The sequence below is a fragment of the Citrobacter sp. KTE30 genome (assembly GCF_000398825.1).
Taxonomy (GTDB): Bacteria; Pseudomonadota; Gammaproteobacteria; order Enterobacterales; family Enterobacteriaceae; genus Citrobacter; species Citrobacter freundii.
In genome coordinates this window covers 1-22,279 of record NZ_KB976057.1, presented here as the reverse complement: position 1 = coordinate 22,279, position 22,279 = coordinate 1, and the positions used below count along the sequence as shown (strand labels likewise).

The window sequence follows — 22,279 nt, the reverse complement described above, 5'->3', positions numbered from 1 at the left end:
TGGCGGCCTCCCTACGCTTAAAAAATGGATTTATCATGAAAAAATTAACGACAATAATTTTCTTATCCTCTGTGGTATCAACCTCTGCTTTCGCTGGAGCCTATGTAGAAAACCGCGAAGCATATAACCTGGCGTCCGATCAAATAGAGGTCATGATGCGCGTCGGTTATAACTCTGACATGGGCGCTGGTATCATGCTCACCAACACCTACACGATGCAACGCAAAGATGAGCTAAAACACGGCTATAACGAAATAGAGGGCTGGTATCCGTTATTTAAACCGACAGATAAATTAACAATCCAACCTGGCGGGCTAATAAACGATAAGAGTATTGGTTCTGGCGGTGCTGTTTATCTGGATGTTAACTATAAATTTACACCATGGTTTAATCTTACCGTGCGTAATCGATATAATCATAATAACTACAGTTCAACCGACCTGAACGGTGACCTGGATAATAATGATACCTATGAAATAGGTAACTACTGGAACTTTGCCATTACCGATAAATTTTCCTATACCTTTGAACCGCACTATTTTATGCGAGTCAATGACTTCAATAGCAGCAACGGAAAAGATCATCACTGGGAAATTACCAATACCTTTAAATATCGGATCAATGAACACTGGTTGCCCTACCTGGAATTACGCTGGTTAGATCGCAATGTTGAACCTTATCATCGCGAACAAAACCAGATTCGTGTTGGGGCAAAGTATTTCTTCTGATACTGCTGATGATAAAAAAAGCCGCTGATAATCAGCGGCTTTTTTATGCTTACCTGAGAAAGAGCGTTAATTACTCTTCTTTCGCGCCACGCATTGCACGGCGACGATCGTTTTCAGTCAGGTGACGCTTACGAATACGGATAGAGGTTGGAGTAACTTCCACCAGTTCGTCGTCATCGATGAATTCCAGAGCCTGCTCCAGAGTCATCTTAACCGGCGGAACCAGAACCGTTGCTTCGTCAGTACCGGACGCACGCATGTTGGTCAATTTCTTACCGGTCAGGCAGTTTACAGTCAGGTCGTTAGAGCGGCTGTGAATACCGATGATCTGGCCTTCGTAAACTTCAGCACCGTGACCCAGGAACAGCTTACCGCGGTCCTGCAGGCTGAACAGTGCGAACGCAACTGCTTTACCCTGGCCGTTGGAGATCAGTACGCCGTTCTGACGCTGACCCACATCACCCGCACGAACGTCGTCGTAGTGGCTGAAGGTGGAGTACAGCAGACCGGTACCGGAAGTCATGGTCATGAATTCTGAACGGAAGCCGATCAGACCACGGCTTGGGATCACGTAGTCAAGACGTACGCGGCCTTTGCCATCTGGATTCATGTTTTTCAGGTCGCCTTTACGCTCACCCAGAGCCTGCATGACAGAACCCTGATGCTGCTCTTCGACGTCCAGCGTTACGTTTTCGAACGGCTCTTGTTTACGGCCATCGATTTCGCGGAAGATAACTTTCGGACGGGAAACCGCCATTTCGAAACCTTCACGACGCATGTTTTCAATCAGAACAGACAGGTGCAGCTCACCACGACCGGATACGCGGAACGCATCCGCATCTTCGGTTTCTTCAACGCGCAGCGCAACGTTGTGCACCAGCTCTTTGTTCAGGCGGTCAAGGATCTGACGAGAGGTAACATATTTACCTTCTTTACCACAGAACGGAGAGGTGTTTACGCAGAAGAACATGGTTACGGTCGGTTCATCAACGGACAGAGCCGGCAGCGCTTCGACGTTCTGCGGATCGCAGATGGTGTCGGAGATGTTCAGTTCGCCCAGACCGGTGATCGCGATGATATCGCCGGCTTCGGCAATATCGCTCTCGATACGTTCCAGACCCAGATGAGTCAGAACTTTACCGACTTTACCGTTACGAGTTTTGCCTTCGCTATCAATGATAGTGATCTGCTGGTTCGGTTTAACTTTACCGCGTTTAATGCGGCCGATGCCGATTACGCCAACGTAGTTGTTGTAGTCCAGCTGAGAGATTTGCATCTGCAGCGGGCCATCAAGATCTACGTTCGGAGCCGGTACACGATCAACGATGGTCTGATACAGCGGAGTCATGTCTTCAGCCATATCTTCGTGATCCAGACCTGCGATACCGTTCAGCGCGGAAGCGTAAACGATCGGGAAGTCCAGCTGTTCGTCGGTAGCGTCGAGGTTAACGAACAGGTCGAATACCTGATCAACAACCCAGTCAGGACGCGCGCCAGGACGGTCAACTTTGTTGATAACAACAATTGGCTTCAGGCCATGGGCAAAGGCTTTTTTGGTCACGAAGCGCGTCTGCGGCATCGGACCATCCATTGCATCCACCACCAGCAGCACGGAGTCGACCATGGACATTACACGTTCAACTTCACCACCGAAGTCGGCGTGCCCCGGGGTATCAACGATGTTGATGCGGTAGTCATTCCATTTGATAGCGGTGTTTTTAGCGAGGATGGTAATCCCACGCTCTTTCTCCAAATCGTTGGAGTCCATCACGCGCTCTTGGGTTTCAGCACGTGCATCGAACGTACCGGATTGTTGGAGCAGCTTGTCTACCAGGGTCGTTTTACCATGGTCTACGTGCGCGATGATGGCGATGTTACGCAAATTTTCGATCACAACTTTGCCTCAGGCATTTTAGAAATAGCGCGTTATTGTACACGGATTAATCGCAGTACAAAACAGGATCACAAACATCCTCCGCAAACAAGTATTGCAGAGTTTCTTTGTGATCACATTCACGGAGCGTTAAAAGGGGTAATCTGACATGCTTTGCACCAATATGGTGCTTAATGTTCACATTAAAGCACTATAATGGTGCAATACAACCTTCATGGTGCAGCCCCTTTGCACGATAGTGCGCATGATAACGCCTTTTAGGGGCAATTTAAAAGTTGGCACAGATTTCGCTTTATATTTTTTACGGCGACACGGCCAATTTTTTGCAGAATTGAAGACTTCGTTACCACGACGACCATGACCAATCCGGGAGAGTAAGTATGTCCGCTGAACACGTTTTGACGATGCTGAACGAACACGAAGTGAAGTTTGTTGATTTGCGCTTCACTGATACCAAAGGTAAAGAACAGCACGTCACTATTCCTGCTCATCAGGTAAATGCCGAATTCTTTGAAGAAGGCAAAATGTTTGACGGCTCCTCAATCGGTGGCTGGAAAGGCATTAACGAATCAGACATGGTTCTGATGCCAGATGCGTCTACTGCACTCATCGACCCGTTCTATGAAGAGTCCACCCTGATCATCCGTTGCGATATCCTGGAACCTGGTACACTGCAGGGCTATGACCGCGACCCGCGCTCCATCGCAAAACGCGCTGAAGAGTATCTGCGTTCTACCGGCATCGCAGACACCGTTCTGTTCGGGCCAGAGCCAGAATTCTTCCTGTTTGACGACATCCGTTTCGGCGCGTCTATTTCCGGTTCCCACGTGGCAATCGATGACATCGAAGGCGCATGGAACTCCTCCACCAAATACGAAGGTGGTAACAAAGGTCACCGTCCTGGTGTGAAAGGCGGTTACTTCCCGGTTCCTCCGGTAGATTCTTCTCAGGACATCCGTTCTACCATGTGTCTGATCATGGAAGAGATGGGCCTGGTTGTTGAAGCGCATCACCACGAAGTGGCGACCGCTGGCCAGAACGAAATCGCGACCCGCTTTAACACCATGACCAAAAAAGCGGACGAAATTCAGATCTACAAATACGTCGTGCACAACGTTGCGCACCGTTTCGGTAAAACCGCGACCTTTATGCCAAAACCGATGTTCGGTGATAACGGTTCCGGTATGCACTGCCACATGTCCCTGTCCAAGAACGGCGTAAACCTGTTCTCTGGCGACAAATATGCGGGTCTGTCTGAGCAGGCGCTGTTCTACATCGGCGGTGTAATCAAGCACGCTAAAGCGATCAACGCCCTGGCTAACCCGACCACCAACTCCTATAAGCGTCTGGTCCCAGGCTACGAAGCGCCGGTAATGCTGGCTTACTCTGCCCGTAACCGTTCTGCTTCTATCCGTATTCCGGTTGTTGCTTCTCCGAAAGCGCGTCGTATTGAAGTGCGTTTCCCGGACCCGGCTGCTAACCCGTACCTGTGCTTCGCAGCACTGCTGATGGCTGGTCTTGACGGTATCAAGAACAAGATCCACCCGGGCGAAGCCATGGACAAAAACCTGTACGACCTGCCGCCGGAAGAAGCGAAAGAGATCCCACAGGTTGCTGGTTCTCTGGAAGAAGCACTGAAAGAACTGGATCTGGACCGTGAGTTCCTGACTGCAGGCGGCGTGTTCACCAATGAAGCGATCGATGCGTACATTACGCTGCGTCGCGAAGAAGATGACCGTGTGCGTATGACTCCGCACCCGGTAGAGTTTGAGCTGTACTACAGCGTTTAATCGTTTGAGTTGCCGTGGAACTTTTAGCCTGCTCAGGCAGGCTTGAGATCGATGGCGAATGATAGGACGCCTGATGGCGCAAGCTTATCAGGCCTACCGGTAACATCACCTTGTAGGCTGGATAAAGCAAAGCCGCCATCCGGCATCTGCGTTTGCCAGTCATCTGTAGCCCATCCCAGGATGGGCTTTTTTCTCCACTAACAACCTGCTTTCTCGCGCTTTTTTGATGTAAAAAGCTATAATGCACTAAATTGGTGCAACACTTTTCAGGAGACTGCTGAATGGCAACCGGCACGCTGCCCGATGCTGGGCAGATCCTCAATTCTTTAATCAACAGCATTTTGCTCGTCGACGATGAGCTGGCGGTACATTACGCCAACCCGGCGGCACAGCAGCTGCTCGCCCAAAGCTCCCGCAAACTGTTTGGTACACCGCTTCCCGATCTGTTGAGTTATTTCTCCTTAAACATCGGACTGATGCGAGAGAGCCTGGAAGCAGGCCAGGGCTTTACGGATAACGAAGTGACGCTGGTGATAGACAGCCACTCACATATCCTCTCAGTGACCGCTCAGAGGCTGCCTAATGGCCTTATCCTGCTGGAGATGGCGCCAATGGATAACCAGCGCCGTCTGAGTCAGGAGCAGCTTCAGCACGCCCAGCAGATTGCCGCCCGCGATCTGGTGCGCGGTCTGGCGCACGAAATCAAGAACCCTTTAGGTGGATTACGCGGCGCAGCGCAGCTACTCAGCAAAGCGCTTCCGGACCCGGCGCTGACCGAATATACCAAAGTCATTATTGAGCAGGCCGACCGCCTGCGTAATCTGGTCGACCGTCTGCTGGGACCACAACAGCCTGGCATGCATGTCACGGAAAGTATTCACAAGGTGGCGGAGCGCGTGGTGGCGCTGGTCTCAATGGAGCTCCCGGAAAACGTCACGCTGATTCGTGATTACGACCCGAGTCTGCCCGAATTACTGCACGACCCGGACCAGATCGAGCAGGTTCTGTTAAACATCGTGCGCAATGCTTTGCAGGCGCTGGGAGCGGAAGGCGGTGAGATCATTCTGCGTACCCGCACCGCGTTTCAGCTCACGCTGCACGGTGTACGTTATCGCCTGGCGGCACGGATTGATGTTGAGGACAACGGTCCGGGTATTCCCTCGCATTTGCAGGACACGCTGTTCTACCCAATGGTCAGCGGTCGCGAAGGCGGTACCGGGCTTGGATTATCCATCGCCCGCAATTTAATTGATCAACATTCCGGCAAAATTGAATTTACCAGTTGGCCGGGTCATACCGAGTTCTCGGTTTACCTGCCTATCAGGAAATAAGGTGACGTTTATGCAACGAGGAATAGTCTGGGTCGTTGATGACGATAGTTCCATCCGTTGGGTGCTTGAACGTGCGCTCGCAGGGGCAGGGCTAAGCTGTACCACATTTGAAAGTGGTAAAGAGGTGCTGGACGCGCTGGCCAGCAAAACGCCTGACGTACTGTTGTCGGATATTCGCATGCCGGGCATGGACGGTCTGACGCTGTTAAAACAGATTAAACAGCGGCATCCGATGCTTCCGGTCATCATAATGACCGCGCACTCCGATCTGGATGCTGCCGTCAGCGCCTATCAGCAAGGGGCGTTTGATTATCTGCCCAAACCTTTTGATATTGATGAAGCCGTGGCGCTGGTCGAACGTGCCATCAGCCATTATCAGGAACAGCAGCAGCCGCGCAATGTTCAGATCAACGGCCCAACAACTGACATCATCGGCGAAGCGCCGGCAATGCAGGACGTCTTTCGCATTATTGGCCGCCTGTCCCGATCGTCAATCAGCGTATTGATTAACGGGGAGTCCGGGACCGGTAAAGAGTTGGTCGCCCATGCGTTGCACCGTCATAGCCCGCGCGTCAAAGCGCCGTTTATCGCCCTGAACATGGCGGCTATTCCGAAAGATTTGATCGAATCTGAGCTGTTTGGTCACGAGAAAGGCGCGTTTACCGGGGCGAATACCATTCGTCAGGGGCGCTTTGAACAGGCTGACGGCGGTACGCTGTTCCTCGATGAAATTGGCGATATGCCGCTGGACGTGCAAACGCGTTTATTGCGCGTATTAGCCGATGGACAGTTTTATCGCGTTGGCGGCTATGCGCCCGTGAAGGTGGACGTACGTATTATCGCCGCCACGCACCAGAATCTGGAACTACGCGTACAGGAAGGCAAATTCCGCGAAGACTTATTCCATCGTCTGAACGTCATCCGCGTGCATTTGCCGCCACTGCGTGAACGTCGGGAAGATATCCCACGTCTGGCGCGCCATTTCCTGCAGGAGGCCGCGCACGAACTGGGGGTTGAAGCCAAACAATTACACCCGGAGACCGAGGCGGCGCTGACCCGTCTGGCCTGGCCGGGTAACGTGCGTCAGCTTGAGAACACCTGCCGCTGGTTAACCGTCATGGCGGCCGGGCAGGAAGTACTGATTCAGGACTTACCAGCCGAGCTGTTTGAAACCACCGTGCCTGACGCACCGTCCCATATGCAGCCAGACAGCTGGGCAACCCTGTTGGCACAGTGGGCAGACCGGGCCTTGCGTTCCGGTCATCAAAACCTGCTTTCTGAGGCTCAACCGGAAATGGAGCGCACACTGTTGACCACCGCGCTACGTCATACCCAGGGGCACAAACAGGAAGCCGCACGCCTGCTTGGCTGGGGCCGTAATACCTTGACGCGTAAGTTAAAAGAACTCGGAATGGAGTGACGATTCGTCACTGTGTAAAGATTGATAATTGAGCGCAAATTGCTGCTATTTTGCGCTTTACTGTTCCGATGAGTTAAGTATGATCGTGCCCGGCAAACGGGGGAAGTCATCATGCTGGAATCAATGATTAATCTGCTGTCGAGCGGTGCGGTCGAAAGCCATACGCCACAAACTGCGGTTGCCGCAGTGCTGTGTGCGGCGCTGGTTGGGCTGTTCAGCTGAAGGCGCGCCGGATGGCGCTAACGCTTATCCGGCCTACAGATTATTGCGACGTGTAGGCCCGGTAAGCGTAGCGCCACCGGGCAACCCGGTTAAATGACGCGGGAGAACTGCTGCATGCGTGCTTTCTGCCGCAGATAGGCATCAAAGCACATGCAAATATTACGGATCAACAGGCGCCCCTTCGGCGTAACCTGAATCCCCTTCTCATCCACATCCACCAGCCCATCTTTCGCCAGCGGTGCCAGCAGTTTCAGGTCTTCGGCAAAATAGTCAGCGAAGTTCAGAGCCCATTGCTGTTCCACAGCGGCATAGTCGAGGCGGAAGTTACAGATCAGGAGCTTAATAACATCACGACGAATGCAGTCATCGCGGGTCAGGGCAATTCCGCGCCACAGTGCGTCCCCCTGCTCGTCTACCTGCTGATAATAGCGCTTCAGCTCTTTCTGGTTCTGCGCGTAGTTGTCACCAATCATACTAATGGCTGACACGCCCATTCCCAGCAGATCGGTATCACCCTGGGTGGTATAACCCTGGAAATTACGATGCAGCACACCCTTGCGTTGAGCAATCGCCAGCTCATCATCCGGCCGAGCAAAGTGATCCATACCAATGAACTGATAACCGGTTTCGGTCAGTGAAGAAATGGTTTCCTGCAGGATATCCAGCTTCTGCTGCGCGCTGGGCAGGTCGGCGTCTTTAATCTTGCGCTGAGCGGCAAACAGCGTCGGCAGGTGCGCGTAGTTGAAGACGCTCAGTCGGTCTGGATTCAGCTCAGCAACGCGTTTCAGGGTAAAGGCGAAACTTTCCGGCGTCTGTTTTGGCAAACCATAAATCAGATCGATATTCGTTGAGGTAAAGCCAATCTCACGCGCATGATTCAGCAGCGCAAAGATAAACTCCTCATCCTGCTCACGGTTCACCAGGCGCTGAACTTCTTTATTGAAGTCCTGCACCCCCATGCTCAGGCGGTTAAAACCTTCAGCGCGTAAATGATCGAGCACATCCAGCTCAATTTCACGCGGATCCACTTCGATCGAGATTTCGGCGTCGTCGTTAAAGTTAAAGTTGCCACGCAGCAGCGACATCAAACGGCTGATTTGCGCTTTATTCAGATACGTTGGCGTGCCGCCGCCCCAGTGCAACTGACTGACATGACGTCCGGCAAACAGCGGTGCGCGATGAATAATTTCTTGTTCTAAGACATCGAGGTATTGATCGGCTTTATGCTGCTGGCGAGTCACGACCTTGTTACAGCCACAGAAATAACACAGCTTGTGGCAGAACGGGATGTGAACGTACAGCGAGAGAGGACGCTCAGGATAACGCGCCACGGCCTTTAGAAATGCTTCAGTGCCGTAGTCTTCAGAAAACTCCAGCGCGGTCGGGTACGAGGTATATCGTGGCCCGGAATAGTTATATTTCTGGATCAGGGCCAGGTCCCAGTCTATTAACTGCTCTGACATGCTCACTCCTTCCGATGGCGTCTCTGGCGGGTACGGCGTACCGACTTAACCCCAGTACGGGTGATAAGTCGGTTGCGCAGCCACTTCTGTCGCCGCGACAACCGCTGTAGTTTAACGAATAACCACACCAGATAACATATAACCGGAAGGGTTATAAGCAGGACGGGAAGACCCACGGTGTAAAACCGTTAGTTACCGCCTTTCAGCAGGCGCATCATGTCTTCCTGCTTTTCTTCTTCTTCTTCCTCTTCTTCCTCGTCATCGTAAGAAAGACCCAGCTTTTGCATCAGCTCATCAATGCGGTCCAGCTTGGCATCAACCCAGGACTGATCTTCCGCGCTCAGGGTCTCTCCTGCTTCAAGACGCTCCAGCAGCGCATCCAGGCGCTCATCCGTTTCCAGTAAATCCAACTCAGCCTGTGGTGAAAGCATAGGTTTCTCACTCTTCGGTTTGTGCTGTTTGGTGACTTTTTCGGTCACGCCCAATGGAATGGGGGTTTTGCTGCCAATACGAGGATCTTTTTGCTTATTTTGGTTTCCGCCACCAGATGCGCCTTCGCTACCGGACGCACGGCTACCTGCCGCATGACCACGGTGTTTTTTCTGGCGCTTACGGTCGCGAGCTTCCTGGTTAATTTCTTCGCGTGTTTTACGACGCGCTTTTGCAGGACCTTTACCGCGTGGTGTAGAAGTTGGTTTCATCATGATTCGTCTTTGGCTGTTTTATTCAGTATATAATTGCGCCGGAATCTAGCAGAAATAAAGAAAAAAGGCGACAGAGTAATCTGTCGCCTTTTTTCCTGACTCTCAACCCTTACGGGCTCTACAATCCCTGTTGGCTATCAACACACCCTGTTTTTCCCTTAGCCTCTAACATTCCGTGTTGTTTCCATTTCCTTTTACTAACGTCTCCGGACGTTTGTCTTCCTGACAATCCTGTGTCTTCGCCTCCTGGCGCTCCTGACCCTCATCCTGAGTCGTCTATCCTGTCAGCTTCCTCGCTATGGACGCTACTTTACCGTTTTGGTTTAAACGTACAAGTAACCTGGGTAACAATTTCTGATTTTAAGAATAGCGCCCAAATGTAACTCTATGATTTATTTTAGTTCTGTCATTTTTTACTCTGTCATCTCGTATAGAAACTGTCGGCAATGTCTCACAAAGCGCGTGGTTTTTACTCACACTGCCCGCTCGTCGAAAAACCAGCCTTTTGCTGGGGTTCAGGTATAATCGCTGCAAAGCCCTGATTGATGGAGAGGACTGCTTTGACTAACTTGAATTATCAACAGACGCACTTTGTGATGAGTGCGCCTGATATTCGCCACTTACCTTCCGACACGGGTATAGAAGTGGCTTTTGCTGGCCGTTCCAACGCAGGCAAATCCAGTGCGCTAAATACCCTGACGAATCAAAAGGGTCTGGCGCGTACATCTAAAACGCCAGGTCGTACTCAGCTCATCAACCTGTTTGAAGTCGTTGACGGCAAACGCCTGGTCGATTTGCCAGGATACGGTTATGCCGAAGTTCCAGAAGAGATGAAGCGTAAATGGCAGCGCGCGCTGGCTGAATATCTGGAAAAACGTCAGAGCCTGCAAGGTCTGGTGGTACTGATGGATATTCGTCACCCGTTAAAAGATCTCGATCAACAGATGATCCTGTGGGCGGTTGAGAGCAACGTTCAGGTTCTGGTACTGCTGACTAAAGCAGATAAGCTGGCCAGCGGTGCACGCAAAGCGCAGTTGAATATGGTACGCGAAGCCGTACTGGCATTTAACGGTGATGTGCAGGTAGAAGCATTTTCATCGCTGAAAAAGCAGGGTGTGGACAAACTGCGGCAAAAACTGGATAGCTGGTTTAGTGAACTGGCACCGGTTGAAGAGATGCAGGACGGGGAATAACCCACCGTATTGCCGGATGGCGCCGCTGCGCGTCTTATCCGGCCTACAGCATGTACAAAACTTTTCTTTCGCACAATAAAAAACGCCCCAGTCATTACTGACTGGGGCGGCTAAAATATTCAGCCAAATCCGATTACGTGAAGTAAAAGGTCTGAAAGATAGAACATCTTACCTCTGTACCCTACGAGAATAACTTTACTCTTTTTTGAGCAGCTCAGAAAGCACTTTTTGTAATTTTTTTTCATTCCTTACATAGGGAATTCTAATGGACATCACAAAAAATTCTCTCTTATGTTGCTTAGTTACGAAAAAGAGCCGTTATTCAGTAAACCCTTAGTGCGCCTGATCCCAGTTTTCGCCACTACCGACTTCCACCAGCAACGGCACGTCAATCTGGGTCTCGTTTTCCATCAGTTGGTGGATCTTTTTAGAGACGCTCTCGAGGTCATCTTTATGCACTTCAAACACCAGTTCATCGTGTACCTGCATGATCATACGCACACGCGGTTGCTCGGTTTGCAGCCATCTGTCCACCGCAATCATCGCTCGTTTGATAATGTCTGCGGCAGTACCCTGCATCGGGGCGTTAATTGCCGCGCGTTCTGCACCTGCACGACGAGCACCATTACTGGATTTAATATCCGGTAAATAGAGACGGCGACCTTCCAGCGTTTCTACATAACCCTGCTCTTTCGCCTGCGCGCGGGTGCGTTCCATATATTCCAACACGCCAGGGTAGCGTTCGAAGTAGAGATCCATGTACTTCTGTGCTTCTTTACGCGGAATATTCAACTGGCGCGCCAGACCAAAAGCGCTCATCCCGTAGATCAAACCGAAGTTGATGGCTTTCGCGCTGCGGCGTTGCTCGCTGGTCACAGAATCAAGCGGTAAACCAAAGACTTCTGCCGCCGTTGCGCGGTGAATATCTTTACCTTCGGCAAACGCGGTAAGCAGACCTTTATCACGTGAAAGGTGCGCCATGATACGCAGTTCAATCTGTGAGTAGTCCGCAGAGACAATCACGTAGTCTTCTGGCGCAATGAACGCCTGACGAATACGACGACCTTCGTCATTACGTACCGGGATGTTTTGCAGGTTCGGATCCGTTGAAGACAAGCGACCCGTTGCGGTAACTGCCTGATGATAGGAAGTGTGCACGCGCCCGGTCTTCTTGTTAATCATCAACGGAAGCTTATCCGTATAGGTCGACTTCAGTTTTGCTAACCCACGATATTCCAGGATAACTTTCGGCAACGGATAATCCAGCGCGAGCTCTTCCAGCACCTCTTCTGACGTTGATGGTGCGCCACCAGGGGTTTTCTTCAGCGGCTTAATACCCTGCTTTTCAAACAGGATGGTTTGCAGTTGCTTGGTGGAAGAGAGGTTAAACGCTTCTCCGGCGATCTCGTGTGCTTTTTGCTCCAGCTCGTTCAAACGCAGCGTCAGTTCTTCTGAATGCTTGTGCAGAACAGCCGGATCGATTTTCACACCGTTGCGCTCAACACGAGACAAAACTGGCACCAGCGGCATATCGATATTTTCAAAGACGTTCAGTGGCCCTTTATGCTGCTGTAATTCTGGCCACATTTTCAGATGCAGCTGTAGCGTAACGTCGGCGTCTTCCGCAGCGTAACGCCCGGCTTCTTCCAATGCTATCTGGTTAAAGGTCAGCTGGTTTTTGCCTTTTCCAGCGATCTCTTCAAAGGTGATAGTTTTATGTTTAAGCCAGCGGTCCGACAGGCTGTCCATATCGTGTCGGCCAGCAACGCTGTTAAGAATGTAGGATTCAAGCATGGTGTCAAAGGTGATGCCGCGCAGCTCGATGCCATAGTTCGCCAGGATACCGCGATCGTACTTCAGGTTCTGCCCGACTTTGTGCGCGTTCTCATCTTCCAGCAGCGGCTTCAGCAGCTGCAGCGCGCGATCGCGAGCTATTTGATCGGGGGCATCCAGGTAATCGTGGGCAACAGGAACATATGCCGCCACACCCGGTTCAATGGCAAAAGACAGGCCAACCAGATTCGCGGAAATATTGTCCAGGCTGTCAGTTTCAGTATCGAAGGCAAAGACAGGTGCTTTTTTCAGCTTCGCAATCCACTCTTCCAGCGTCGCTTCGTCCAGAATCGTCACATAGTTATCATACGAAAGAACCGTAGCCGGCTCCTCAGGCGTTTCATCGACGACAATAGTTTCTTGCGGTTTTGCCGCCGGCTTCGTCCCTTTCGCCTGTAGCCATTTACCCGCTTCAACGTCAGTAACCCAACGTTTGAATTCATACTGTTTAAACAGGCCAAGCAGTTCTTCCGCCGCCGGTTGACGGACTTCCAGCTGCTCGCAGGTCAACTCCAGCTCAACATCCGTTTTGATAGTAGCCAATTGATAAGAGAGGTACGCCACCTCTTTATTCTGCTCAAGTTTGCCCGCCATGGTTTTCGCACCACGGAATGTCAGCCCCGCAATTTTGTCTGATTCAGCATAGAGAGTATCCAGCCCACCCAGCCCCTGCAGCAGAGCCTGCGCAGTTTTTTCACCTACGCCGGGAACGCCAGGAATGTTATCTGAGGAATCCCCCATCAGCGCCAGGAAATCGATGATCAGTTCCGGCGGGACACCGTATTTATTTACCACCTCATCCGGGCCGAGGATCGTATTGGTCATGGTGTTGATAAGGGTGATATTCGGCGTCACCAACTGAGCCATATCTTTATCACCAGTGCTAATCAGCACCGGACGACCCACCTTCTCTGCTTCCCGCGCCAGCGTACCGATGACATCATCCGCCTCCACGCCAGAAACCGCCAACAGTGGCAGCCCCATCGCTTTTACCATCGCATGCAGAGGTTCAATCTGCGCACGCAGATCGTCCGGCATGGGTGGGCGGTGCGACTTATAGTGTTCGAATAACTCATCACGGAAGGTTTTACCCTTGGCGTCGAATACCACCGCCGCGTGGGTCGGCTGATATTGCAAAATCAAGCTACGCAGCATGTTGAGGACACCGTACATCGCACCCGTAGGTTCTCCTGCACTGTTAGTCAGCGGTGGGAACGCGTGGTATGCGCGATACAGGTAAGATGAGCCATCTACAAGGATAAGTGGGTTTTCTGGGATCTGAACCATAATGTCCGTGCCTGTTTATCAGATTATGGGTAAAGGATGCCACAGACAGGATGAAAACATGAGTTTTTCGCCGCATTTGTCGAAAAACTTTTGTAGATCTTCTGCTTTGCTCGCAAAGACAGCTGTGGATAACTTTGTGAATAAATAATTTACAGCTCTTTAAATATAACAAGGCAATTATTGCCTCATAATATTTTTATATGTATTTCAATGAATTAAATAAATACACAGCATTTTATTCCATTTTTACAGCTTATATCCTGATGTGGATAGATATTCCTCTTTTTTCTATTGAGGGAAGATCCATCATTTGGTTCGTTTTCTGATAAAATCAGCCCCTTGCGCCTCTTTCGCGCACTGTCTATGGCTAACCTTTTGAATAATTTAATTATGACGAGAATACTCGCTGCGATAACGCTGTTGCTGAGTATCGTATTGACCATATTGGTCACGATTTTTTGTTCTGTGCCGATCATCCTTGCGGGAGTTGTGAAACTCCTTTTGCCTATTCCTGTCGTCTGGCGCAAGGTTTCTGTCTTCTGTAATTTCATGATGTACTGCTGGTGTGAAGGTCTGGCGCTACTGCTGCACCTTAATCCACGGCTAAAGTGGGATGTTGAAGGACTGGAAGGTCTTAGCAAGAAAAACTGGTATCTGCTCATTTGTAATCATTACAGCTGGGCCGATATCGTTGTGCTTTGCGTTCTGTTCCGTAAGCACATCCCGATGAATAAATATTTCCTCAAGCAGCAGTTGGCCTGGGTACCCTTTATTGGCCTGGCCTGCTGGGCGCTGGATATGCCGTTTATGAAACGCTATTCACGTGGCTATCTGCTTCGCCATCCGGAACGCCGTGGTAAAGATGTCGAAACAACGCGTCGTTCCTGCGAGAAATTTCGCGTACACCCGACAACCATTGTGAATTTTGTCGAAGGTTCGCGCTTTACCAAAGATAAACGTGAGCAAACCCGCTCGCCCTATCAAAACCTGCTCCCTCCTAAGGCGGCCGGTATTGCAATGGCATTGAATGTACTGGGTTCACAGTTCGATAAAATGTTGAACGTCACGTTGTGCTATCCGGAAAACAGCAGTCGACCGTTCTACGACATGCTGAGCGGTAAGTTAACGCGGATTGTCGTGCGGGTGAATCTGGAGCCAATTCATGAAGAGTTGCACGGTGATTACGTGAACGATAAGGGATTCAAGCGTCGGTTTCAGCTCTGGCTAAATACGCTATGGAGTGAGAAAGACGCGCAGCTCGACGCGATTAAAGCCTCAAATAAAAAAGCCGGTCACTGACCGGCTTTTGCTTTTATTTCTGACCAACCAGGTACTTCACGGTATCCGCATACTGTTGTACGAAGATATCCATGCTGCTGGTATCCATGCCCTGCGGGTTGACCTGATATTTGCCATTCACGAACATCGCCGGAACGCCCTGCAGCTGTAAATCAGCCGCCGCTTTTTCCTGCTGTGCCACAAGTGATTTCACTACGAAGCTGTTCCATGCCGCATCATAATCTTCGCCTTTAATACCTGCGTCGACAAACACTTTACGGATATCAGCAACAGACTGAACGGTCTGGGTTTTCTGAACGCCTTCAAACAGCGGAACGGTGACCTGATCTTCAACACCCAGCGCCATTGCAACCGCCCATGCCTGCGTCAGATCTTTACCCAAAGGCCCGAGAAACTCGACGTGGTATTTGGTCATCTTGGTGCCTTCCGGCAGCTTTTTCTTCACATTATCAGATACGTGAAGCACTTCTTCAAACTGGTAGCAGTGCGGGCAGTAGAAGGAGAAGAACTCCAACACTTGCGGTTCACCCGCAACTGGCTTTTCCAGAGTGATGTATTGTTTGCCATCCTGGAACTGCGCTGCAGATGCGCTAAAAGCTAAGACCATACCAGCCAGCGCCAGCCATATTTTTTTCATGTTCAAGTTTCTCCGATTAATACATTGGCGTTAATTGTAAGGGGGGCTCTTGCAGAATTTTTGCCTGCTCAATAAAGGTCGCGGTCTGACGATGCCAGTAATCTTCCCCGGTTAACCACGGGAAGTTTTTTGGAAATGCAGGGTCAGCCCAACGTCGAATTAGCCAGGCAAGATAATAAACTAAACGCATAGCGCGTAAAGGTTCTATCAGTCCGATTTCAGAGATGTCGAACTCACTAAACTCTTCATAAGCCTCGATAATGGTTTCAAGCTGCATACGTTGTTCAGCTTTATCGCCATTGAGGAGCATCCATAAATCCTGAATAGCCGGACCGTTGCGGGCATCATCTAAATCGACAAACATCGGGCCATCGCGCCACAGAATATTACCGGCATGACAATCACCGTGCAGGCGTAACGTGGTTAAACGCGTATGCCAGCGTTCAGTAACGATCGCGATAAGCGCATCCGTTGCCTTCAGGAAGGCCGCTTTTTGCCCTGATGGGATTAGCTGTGCGTGTTCAAAAACTTTACGCGGCTCAGTCAGGTATTCTTCAAGGCCGATCGTTGGGCGGAAGGCAAAAGTACGCTTGCATCCGGTCTGGTGCATACGCCCGAGATAGCGCCCCACCGCCTCCATCTGATCGATGTTGTCGGCTTCAAACTGACGTCCACCGACGCTGGGAAAGATCGCATAATGGAAACCCTGATGGCTTAATAGCGTTTGACCGCTGAATTCCAGCGGAGCAGCTACCGGGACTTCATCGTTTACCAGTTCCAGAGCAAACTGGTGCTCTTCCTGGATCTGATCGACAGACCAACGTTCAGGGCGATAAAACTTAACGACAAAGCGTCGACGGTCTTCGTCCTGGAATTGATAGACACGGTTTTCATAGCTGTTAAGCGGGGTAAGCCCGGAGTCCACCCGGATCCCCTGCTCAAACAGTGCATCCATGATGGTATCCGGGTGTAGCGTCTGGAAATTAAAAGCGTTGTCGTTCATCCCATCATCCGGAAAATACTACGAATGATTCAGGATATCATTTCGCAGCGCTTTCGGTGGCGGCGATTACAAGCTTTTACTCTTTAATTACGCCACGTGCGCGGAGTAGTGCAGTTTTAAAATCTTCTTCATAATCTTTCTGAATACCTGGAATGACCGCATCTTTCGCCGAGTCACGCATTTTCAGGTGATAGATCAGAATGTCATCAGTTAAATCCGCCAGTTCGCCGTCAAAACCTGACTCTTGCGCCAGTTTCTGTAAAAATTGCATCAGGTTAAGATCGGGTTCCTTCTGCCAGGCAGGCTGGAGGAGTTCAATAACTTCATTCAGACGTTTACATTTCATGGTTGTGCTCCTTAGGCTCAATACAGATACGTTAGCAGGGTCAATCCCACATTAAAAGAGGCGATATCAGTGATTCTGGATAGTGCAATGACAGGGGTTGTGCTGGCTGGCGGTAAGGCCAGACGGATGGGCGGAACCGATAAAGGTCTGCTTGAATTGGACGGTAAACCTCTTTGGCGACATGTGGCCGACATTCTCGCTTTGCAGGTCGAAACCGTGGTGGTTAATGCCAATCGCCATAGGGATATATACCAGCAAAGCGGCCTGAAAGTTATTCCCGATTCATTGGCCGATTTCCCTGGCCCACTGGCCGGGATGCTATCGGTATTCCTGCAGCAAACGGGAGAATGGTTTTTGTTCTGCCCGTGCGATATGCCCTATATTCCTCACGATCTGGTCGCTCGTTTAAAAGAGCAGCGCAAAGCAGCACCGGTTGTCTGGGTGCATGATGGCGAAAGAGATCACCCAACCATTGCGCTGATGCACCGCTCTATGCAGCCTTTACTGCAGGATTATCTTCAGTCCGGTGAACGACGCGTTATGGTCTTTATGCGTTTGGCAGGCGGTCATGCTGTCGATTTCAGCGATCATAAAGATGCGTTCGTAAACGTGAACACCCCCGAAGAGCTCGCAAAATGGCAGGAAAAATCATGATCCCATTACTCGCCATTGCGGCATGGAGCGGCACGGGAAAAACCACGCTGCTCAAAAAGTTGATCCCGGAACTACGTGCCAGAGGTATACGTCCCGGATTGATTAAGCATACTCATCACAAGATGGATGTCGACAAGCCCGGTAAAGATAGCTATGAGTTACGCAAAGCTGGTGCAGCACAAACTCTGGTCGCCAGCCAGCAACGTTGGGCATTAATGGTAGAAACACCGAAAGAGCCCGAACTGGATTTAGCGTATCTGGTAAGCCGGATGGACGCTTCAACGTTGGATATGGTGTTGGTCGAGGGATTTAAGCATGAACCTGTCGCTAAGATCCTACTTTTCCGCGAAGGCTGCGGGCATAGTCCTGAGGAATTGGTGATGGACGACTATGTTATAGCGGTTGCCAGTGACGTTCCGCTGGCGGTGGATGTTCCATTGTTAGATATCAACAACACACAGCAAGTAGCTGATTTTGTTACGCAATGGGCCAGAAGATAACTGCGGTGTCGTGATCTGCCTGATGCGCTACGCTTATCAGGCCTGCACAATCAATACGTTCAGCCCGGCGGTTTTTACCCCGCACACACGCAAAAAAGCCCATCCGTCAGGATGGGCTTCTTCACTTTATTTGATGCCTGGCAGTTCCCTACTCTCGCATGGGGAGACCCCACACTACCATCGGCGCTACGGCGTTTCACTTCTGAGTTCGGCATGGGGTCAGGTGGGACCACCGCGCTACAGCCGCCAGGCAAATTCTGTTATTAACCCGCTTTTCGCCGGTTAATGTTATCTGTATCAAGCTGAATATGATGTCTGTCTTTCGCCAAAACATCTTCGGCGTTGTAAGGTTAAGCCTCACGGTTCATTAGTATCGGTTAGCTCAATGTATCGCTACACTTACACACCCGACCTATCAACGTCATCGTCTTTAACGTTCCTTCAGGAGACTTATAGTCTCAGGGAGAACTCATCTCGGGGCAAGTTTCGTGCTTAGATGCTTTCAGCACTTATCTCTTCCGCATTTAGCTACCGGGCAATGCCATTGGCATGACAACCCGAACACCAGTGATGCGTCCACTCCGGTCCTCTCGTACTAGGAGCAGCCCCCCTCAATTCTCCAGCGCCCACGGCAGATAGGGACCGAACTGTCTCACGACGTTCTAAACCCAGCTCGCGTACCACTTTAAATGGCGAACAGCCATACCCTTGGGACCTACTTCAGCCCCAGGATGTGATGAGCCGACATCGAGGTGCCAAACACCGCCGTCGATATGAACTCTTGGGCGGTATCAGCCTGTTATCCCCGGAGTACCTTTTATCCGTTGAGCGATGGCCCTTCCATTCAGAACCACCGGATCACTAAGACCTGCTTTCGCACCTGCTCGAGCCGTCACTCTCGCAGTCAAGCTAGCTTATGCCTTTGCACTAACCTCCTGATGTCCGACCAGGATTAGCTAACCTTCGTGCTCCTCCGTTACTCTTTAGGAGGAGACCGCCCCAGTCAAACTACCCACCAGACACTGTCCGCAACCCGGGTAACGGGTCCACGTTAGAACACCAGCCATTAAAGGGTGGTATTTCAAGGATGGCTCCATGCAGACTGGCGTCCACACTTCAAAGCCTCCCACCTATCCTACACATCAAGGACCAGTGTTCAGTGTCAAGCTATAGTAAAGGTTCACGGGGTCTTTCCGTCTTGCCGCGGGTACACTGCATCTTCACAGCGAGTTCAATTTCACTGAGTCTCGGGTGGAGACAGCCTGGCCATCATTACGCCATTCGTGCAGGTCGGAACTTACCCGACAAGGAATTTCGCTACCTTAGGACCGTTATAGTTACGGCCGCCGTTTACCGGGGCTTCGATCAAGAGCTTCTCCTTACGGATAACCCCATCAATTAACCTTCCGGCACCGGGCAGGCGTCACACCGTATACGTCCACTTTCGTGTTTGCACAGTGCTGTGTTTTTAATAAACAGTTGCAGCCAGCTGGTATCTTCGACTGATTTCAGCTCCATGGGTAAACCACTTCACCTACATATCAGCGTGCCTTCTCCCGAAGTTACGGCACCATTTTGCCTAGTTCCTTCACCCGAGTTCTCTCAAGCGCCTTGGTATTCTCTACCTGACCACCTGTGTCGGTTTGGGGTACGATTTCGTGTTACCTGATGCTTAGAGGCTTTTCCTGGAAGCAGGGCATTTGTTACTTCAGCACCGTAGTGCCTCGTCATCACACCTCAGCGTTAAAAAGGTACCGGATTTACCTGGAACCTCCGCCTACATGCTTAAACCGGGACAACCGTCGCCCGGCTAACATAGCCTTCTCCGTCCCCCCTTCGCAGTAACACCAAGTACAGGAATATTAACCTGTTTCCCATCGACTACGCCTTTCGGCCTCGCCTTAGGGGTCGACTCACCCTGCCCCGATTAACGTTGGACAGGAACCCTTGGTCTTCCGGCGTGCGGGTTTTTCACCCGCATTATCGTTACTTATGTCAGCATTCGCACTTCTGATACCTCCAGCATACCTCACAGTACACCTTCAACGGCTTACAGAACGCTCCCCTACCCAACAACACATAGTGTCGCTGCCGCAGCTTCGGTGCATGGTTTAGCCCCGTTACATCTTCCGCGCAGGCCGACTCGACCAGTGAGCTATTACGCTTTCTTTAAATGATGGCTGCTTCTAAGCCAACATCCTGGCTGTCTGTGCCTTCCCACATCGTTTCCCACTTAACCATGACTTTGGGACCTTAGCTGGCGGTCTGGGTTGTTTCCCTCTTCACGACGGACGTTAGCACCCGCCGTGTGTCTCCCGTGATAACATTCTTCGGTATTCGCAGTTTGCATCGGGTTGGTAAGTCGGGATGACCCCCTAGCCGAAACAGTGCTCTACCCCCGAAGATGAGTTCACGAGGCGCTACCTAAATAGCTTTCGGGGAGAACCAGCTATCTCCCGGTTTGATTGGCCTTTCACCCCCAGCCACAAGTCATCCGCTAATTTTTCAACATTAGTCGGTTCGGTCCTCCAGTTAGTGTTACCCAACCTTCAACCTGCCCATGGCTAGATCACCGGGTTTCGGGTCTATACCCTGCAACTTAACGCCCAGTTAAGACTCGGTTTCCCTTCGGCTCCCCTATACGGTTAACCTTGCTACAGAATATAAGTCGCTGACCCATTATACAAAAGGTACGCAGTCACCCCATAAAGAGGCTCCCACTGCTTGTACGTACACGGTTTCAGGTTCTTTTTCACTCCCCTCGCCGGGGTTCTTTTCGCCTTTCCCTCACGGTACTGGTTCACTATCGGTCAGTCAGGAGTATTTAGCCTTGGAGGATGGTCCCCCCATATTCAGACAGGATACCACGTGTCCCGCCCTACTCTTCGAGTTCACAACCTGTGCATTTTGGTGTACGGGACTATCACCCTGTATCGTCGGACTTTCCAGACCGTTCCACTAACACACAAGCTGATTCAGACTCTGGGCTGCTCCCCGTTCGCTCGCCGCTACTGGGGGAATCTCGGTTGATTTCTTTTCCTCGGGGTACTTAGATGTTTCAGTTCCCCCGGTTCGCTTCATTACGCTATGTATTCACGTAATGATAGTGTGACGGATCACACTGGGTTTCCCCATTCGGAAATCGCCGGTTATAACGGTTCATATCACCTTACCGACGCTTATCGCAGATTAGCACGTCCTTCATCGCCTCTGACTGCCAGGGCATCCACCGTGTACGCTTAGTCGCTTAACCTCACAACCCGAAGATGTTTCGTAAAACACCATCGTGTTGCGAAAATTTGAGAGACTCGAACACACCATTTTTCATTTCTTATTACGGAGAAATGAAACAGTGTGTCGTTTCAATTTTCAGCTTGATCCAGATTTTTAAAGAGCAAAACTTCGCAGTGAACCTTTTCAGGTACACTCTGAAGTTTTCTTGTGTTTTTGCAGTAAAGATGGTGGAGCTATGCGGGATCGAACCGCAGACCTCCTGCGTGCAAGGCAGGCGCTCTCCCAGCTGAGCTATAGCCCCATCGTAGTTATCTCATTCACCTTAATTCCTGCTGAGACAAGGCGTGGAGCGGCGAAGCATACTGAAGTATGCGAGTCGTTTCACAACGCGGTATCAGAAAGAATTTGGTAGGCCTGAGTGGACTTGAACCACCGACCTCACCCTTATCAGGGGTGCGCTCTAACCACCTGAGCTACAAGCCTGCAGAGATTTTCTTACTGCTAATTTTCATCAGACAATCTGTGTGAGCACTACAAAGAACGCTTCTTTAAGGTAAGGAGGTGATCCAACCGCAGGTTCCCCTACGGTTACCTTGTTACGACTTCACCCCAGTCATGAATCACAAAGTGGTAAGCGCCCTCCCGAAGGTTAAGCTACCTACTTCTTTTGCAACCCACTCCCATGGTGTGACGGGCGGTGTGTACAAGGCCCGGGAACGTATTCACCGTGGCATTCTGATC

16 protein-coding genes, 2 tRNA genes, 3 rRNA genes and 1 pseudogene are annotated in these 22,279 nt (G+C 50.8%); 9 read left to right on the top strand and 13 right to left on the bottom strand.

Features of this window, described 5'->3' with window-relative positions; all coding sequences use genetic code 11:
• Nucleotides 1–35: 35 nt before the first annotated feature.
• A complete protein-coding gene (gene ompL, locus WC1_RS00690; protein ID WP_003028643.1) occupies nucleotides 36–728 on the top strand; it encodes a porin OmpL in 693 nt (230 codons plus the stop codon).
• A 70-nt stretch (nucleotides 729–798) separates the two neighbouring features.
• Here the strand turns inward: ompL and typA are convergent, their stop codons facing one another.
• Nucleotides 799–2,622 carry a ribosome-dependent GTPase TypA gene (gene typA, locus WC1_RS00695; protein ID WP_003028641.1) on the bottom strand — a complete coding sequence of 608 codons (1,824 nt, stop codon included), beginning with the start codon at nucleotides 2,620–2,622 and terminating at the stop codon, nucleotides 799–801.
• A gap of 380 nt (nucleotides 2,623–3,002) precedes the next feature.
• On the opposite strand from typA, the gene glnA reads away from it, so the two are divergent.
• The 4 genes from glnA (at nucleotide 3,003) to WC1_RS24795 (ending at nucleotide 7,385) form a co-directional block, all read left to right on the top strand.
• Entirely contained in the window at nucleotides 3,003–4,412 is a 1,410-nt protein-coding gene (glnA, locus tag WC1_RS00700; protein WP_003028638.1) for a glutamate--ammonia ligase, read from the top strand.
• A 281-nt stretch (nucleotides 4,413–4,693) separates the two neighbouring features.
• Nucleotides 4,694–5,743, top strand: a complete 1,050-nt coding sequence (gene glnL / locus WC1_RS00705; RefSeq protein ID WP_016151254.1) for a nitrogen regulation protein NR(II) — start codon at nucleotides 4,694–4,696, stop codon at nucleotides 5,741–5,743.
• A gap of 10 nt (nucleotides 5,744–5,753) precedes the next feature.
• Entirely contained in the window at nucleotides 5,754–7,163 is a 1,410-nt protein-coding gene (gene glnG / locus WC1_RS00710; RefSeq protein WP_003028633.1) for a nitrogen regulation protein NR(I), read from the top strand.
• Between the two features lie 111 nt (nucleotides 7,164–7,274).
• A complete protein-coding gene (locus tag WC1_RS24795) occupies nucleotides 7,275–7,385 on the top strand; it encodes a YshB family small membrane protein (RefSeq protein WP_003028631.1) in 111 nt (36 codons plus the stop codon).
• A gap of 89 nt (nucleotides 7,386–7,474) precedes the next feature.
• Here WC1_RS24795 and hemN read toward each other — a convergent pair whose 3' ends face one another.
• The 3 genes and pseudogenes from hemN to WC1_RS25045 form a co-directional block, all read right to left on the bottom strand.
• Complete coding sequence (hemN, locus tag WC1_RS00715; RefSeq protein ID WP_003847923.1) at nucleotides 7,475–8,848, bottom strand: oxygen-independent coproporphyrinogen III oxidase; 1,374 nt, start codon at nucleotides 8,846–8,848, stop codon at nucleotides 7,475–7,477.
• Between the two features lie 188 nt (nucleotides 8,849–9,036).
• On the bottom strand, nucleotides 9,037–9,552 hold the full coding sequence (gene yihI / locus WC1_RS00720; protein WP_016151253.1) for a Der GTPase-activating protein YihI: 516 nt from the start codon (nucleotides 9,550–9,552) through the stop codon (nucleotides 9,037–9,039).
• 165 nt (nucleotides 9,553–9,717) lie between these two features.
• Nucleotides 9,718–9,903 (bottom strand): annotated as a pseudogene (locus WC1_RS25045) (hypothetical protein).
• 209 nt (nucleotides 9,904–10,112) lie between these two features.
• Here WC1_RS25045 and yihA point away from each other — a divergent pair.
• Nucleotides 10,113–10,745, top strand: a complete 633-nt coding sequence (yihA, locus tag WC1_RS00725; RefSeq protein ID WP_016151252.1) for a ribosome biogenesis GTP-binding protein YihA/YsxC — start codon at nucleotides 10,113–10,115, stop codon at nucleotides 10,743–10,745.
• Between the two features lie 333 nt (nucleotides 10,746–11,078).
• On the opposite strand, the gene polA is transcribed toward yihA, so the two are convergent.
• The gene (gene polA, locus WC1_RS00730; RefSeq protein ID WP_003840413.1) at nucleotides 11,079–13,865 is read right to left on the bottom strand and encodes a DNA polymerase I; all 2,787 of its coding nucleotides are present in this window, start codon (nucleotides 13,863–13,865) and stop codon (nucleotides 11,079–11,081) included.
• A 363-nt stretch (nucleotides 13,866–14,228) separates the two neighbouring features.
• Between polA and WC1_RS00735 the strand changes: the two genes are divergently transcribed.
• Nucleotides 14,229–15,164, top strand: coding sequence for an acyltransferase (locus tag WC1_RS00735; RefSeq protein ID WP_016151251.1), 936 nt, complete (start codon nucleotides 14,229–14,231; stop codon nucleotides 15,162–15,164).
• A 13-nt stretch (nucleotides 15,165–15,177) separates the two neighbouring features.
• On the opposite strand, the gene dsbA is transcribed toward WC1_RS00735, so the two are convergent.
• From dsbA to WC1_RS00750, 3 genes are all read right to left on the bottom strand, one after another.
• The gene (gene dsbA, locus WC1_RS00740; RefSeq protein WP_003028621.1) at nucleotides 15,178–15,801 is read right to left on the bottom strand and encodes a thiol:disulfide interchange protein DsbA; all 624 of its coding nucleotides are present in this window, start codon (nucleotides 15,799–15,801) and stop codon (nucleotides 15,178–15,180) included.
• 16 nt (nucleotides 15,802–15,817) lie between these two features.
• A complete protein-coding gene (locus tag WC1_RS00745) occupies nucleotides 15,818–16,804 on the bottom strand; it encodes a serine/threonine protein kinase (protein ID WP_003847930.1) in 987 nt (328 codons plus the stop codon).
• A 76-nt stretch (nucleotides 16,805–16,880) separates the two neighbouring features.
• Complete coding sequence (locus tag WC1_RS00750) at nucleotides 16,881–17,150, bottom strand: YihD family protein (RefSeq protein WP_003028616.1); 270 nt, start codon at nucleotides 17,148–17,150, stop codon at nucleotides 16,881–16,883.
• 87 nt (nucleotides 17,151–17,237) lie between these two features.
• On the opposite strand from WC1_RS00750, the gene mobA reads away from it, so the two are divergent.
• Nucleotides 17,238–17,804, top strand: coding sequence for a molybdenum cofactor guanylyltransferase MobA (gene mobA / locus WC1_RS00755; protein WP_369707390.1), 567 nt, complete (start codon nucleotides 17,238–17,240; stop codon nucleotides 17,802–17,804).
• Complete coding sequence (mobB, locus tag WC1_RS00760; protein ID WP_003840407.1) at nucleotides 17,801–18,304, top strand: molybdopterin-guanine dinucleotide biosynthesis protein MobB; 504 nt, start codon at nucleotides 17,801–17,803, stop codon at nucleotides 18,302–18,304. Before mobA ends, mobB begins: the two co-directional genes overlap by 4 nt.
• Before the next feature lie 135 nt (nucleotides 18,305–18,439).
• Here mobB and rrf read toward each other — a convergent pair.
• The 5 genes from rrf to WC1_RS0123050 form a co-directional block, all read right to left on the bottom strand.
• Nucleotides 18,440–18,555 (bottom strand): 5S ribosomal RNA (gene rrf, locus WC1_RS00765).
• Between the two features lie 95 nt (nucleotides 18,556–18,650).
• A 23S ribosomal RNA gene (locus WC1_RS00770) occupies nucleotides 18,651–21,557 on the bottom strand.
• 206 nt (nucleotides 21,558–21,763) lie between these two features.
• Nucleotides 21,764–21,839 (bottom strand) — tRNA-Ala (locus tag WC1_RS00775).
• Nucleotides 21,840–21,944: 105 nt separating this feature from the next.
• Nucleotides 21,945–22,021, bottom strand: a tRNA-Ile gene (locus tag WC1_RS00780).
• 71 nt (nucleotides 22,022–22,092) lie between these two features.
• Nucleotides 22,093–22,279, bottom strand: a 16S ribosomal RNA gene (locus tag WC1_RS0123050); the annotation flags it as partial.

What these genes read in the sequence shown, in the direction of transcription:
- ompL (WP_003028643.1), top strand. Translation starts at nt 36, where the DNA reads ATGAAAAAATTAACGACAATAATTTTCTTATCCTCTGTGGTATCAACC.
- glnA (WP_003028638.1), top strand. Translation starts at nt 3,003, where the DNA reads ATGTCCGCTGAACACGTTTTGACGATGCTGAACGAACACGAAGTGAAG.
- glnL (WP_016151254.1), top strand. Translation starts at nt 4,694, where the DNA reads ATGGCAACCGGCACGCTGCCCGATGCTGGGCAGATCCTCAATTCTTTA.
- glnG (WP_003028633.1), top strand. Translation starts at nt 5,754, where the DNA reads ATGCAACGAGGAATAGTCTGGGTCGTTGATGACGATAGTTCCATCCGT.
- WC1_RS24795 (WP_003028631.1), top strand. Translation starts at nt 7,275, where the DNA reads ATGCTGGAATCAATGATTAATCTGCTGTCGAGCGGTGCGGTCGAAAGC.
- hemN (WP_003847923.1), bottom strand. Translation starts at nt 8,848, where the DNA reads ATGTCAGAGCAGTTAATAGACTGGGACCTGGCCCTGATCCAGAAATAT.
- yihI (WP_016151253.1), bottom strand. Translation starts at nt 9,552, where the DNA reads ATGATGAAACCAACTTCTACACCACGCGGTAAAGGTCCTGCAAAAGCG.
- polA (WP_003840413.1), bottom strand. Translation starts at nt 13,865, where the DNA reads ATGGTTCAGATCCCAGAAAACCCACTTATCCTTGTAGATGGCTCATCT.
- WC1_RS00735 (WP_016151251.1), top strand. Translation starts at nt 14,229, where the DNA reads ATGGCTAACCTTTTGAATAATTTAATTATGACGAGAATACTCGCTGCG.
- dsbA (WP_003028621.1), bottom strand. Translation starts at nt 15,801, where the DNA reads ATGAAAAAAATATGGCTGGCGCTGGCTGGTATGGTCTTAGCTTTTAGC.
- WC1_RS00745 (WP_003847930.1), bottom strand. Translation starts at nt 16,804, where the DNA reads ATGAACGACAACGCTTTTAATTTCCAGACGCTACACCCGGATACCATC.
- WC1_RS00750 (WP_003028616.1), bottom strand. Translation starts at nt 17,150, where the DNA reads ATGAAATGTAAACGTCTGAATGAAGTTATTGAACTCCTCCAGCCTGCC.
- mobA (WP_369707390.1), top strand. Translation starts at nt 17,238, where the DNA reads ATGACAGGGGTTGTGCTGGCTGGCGGTAAGGCCAGACGGATGGGCGGA.
- mobB (WP_003840407.1), top strand. Translation starts at nt 17,801, where the DNA reads ATGATCCCATTACTCGCCATTGCGGCATGGAGCGGCACGGGAAAAACC.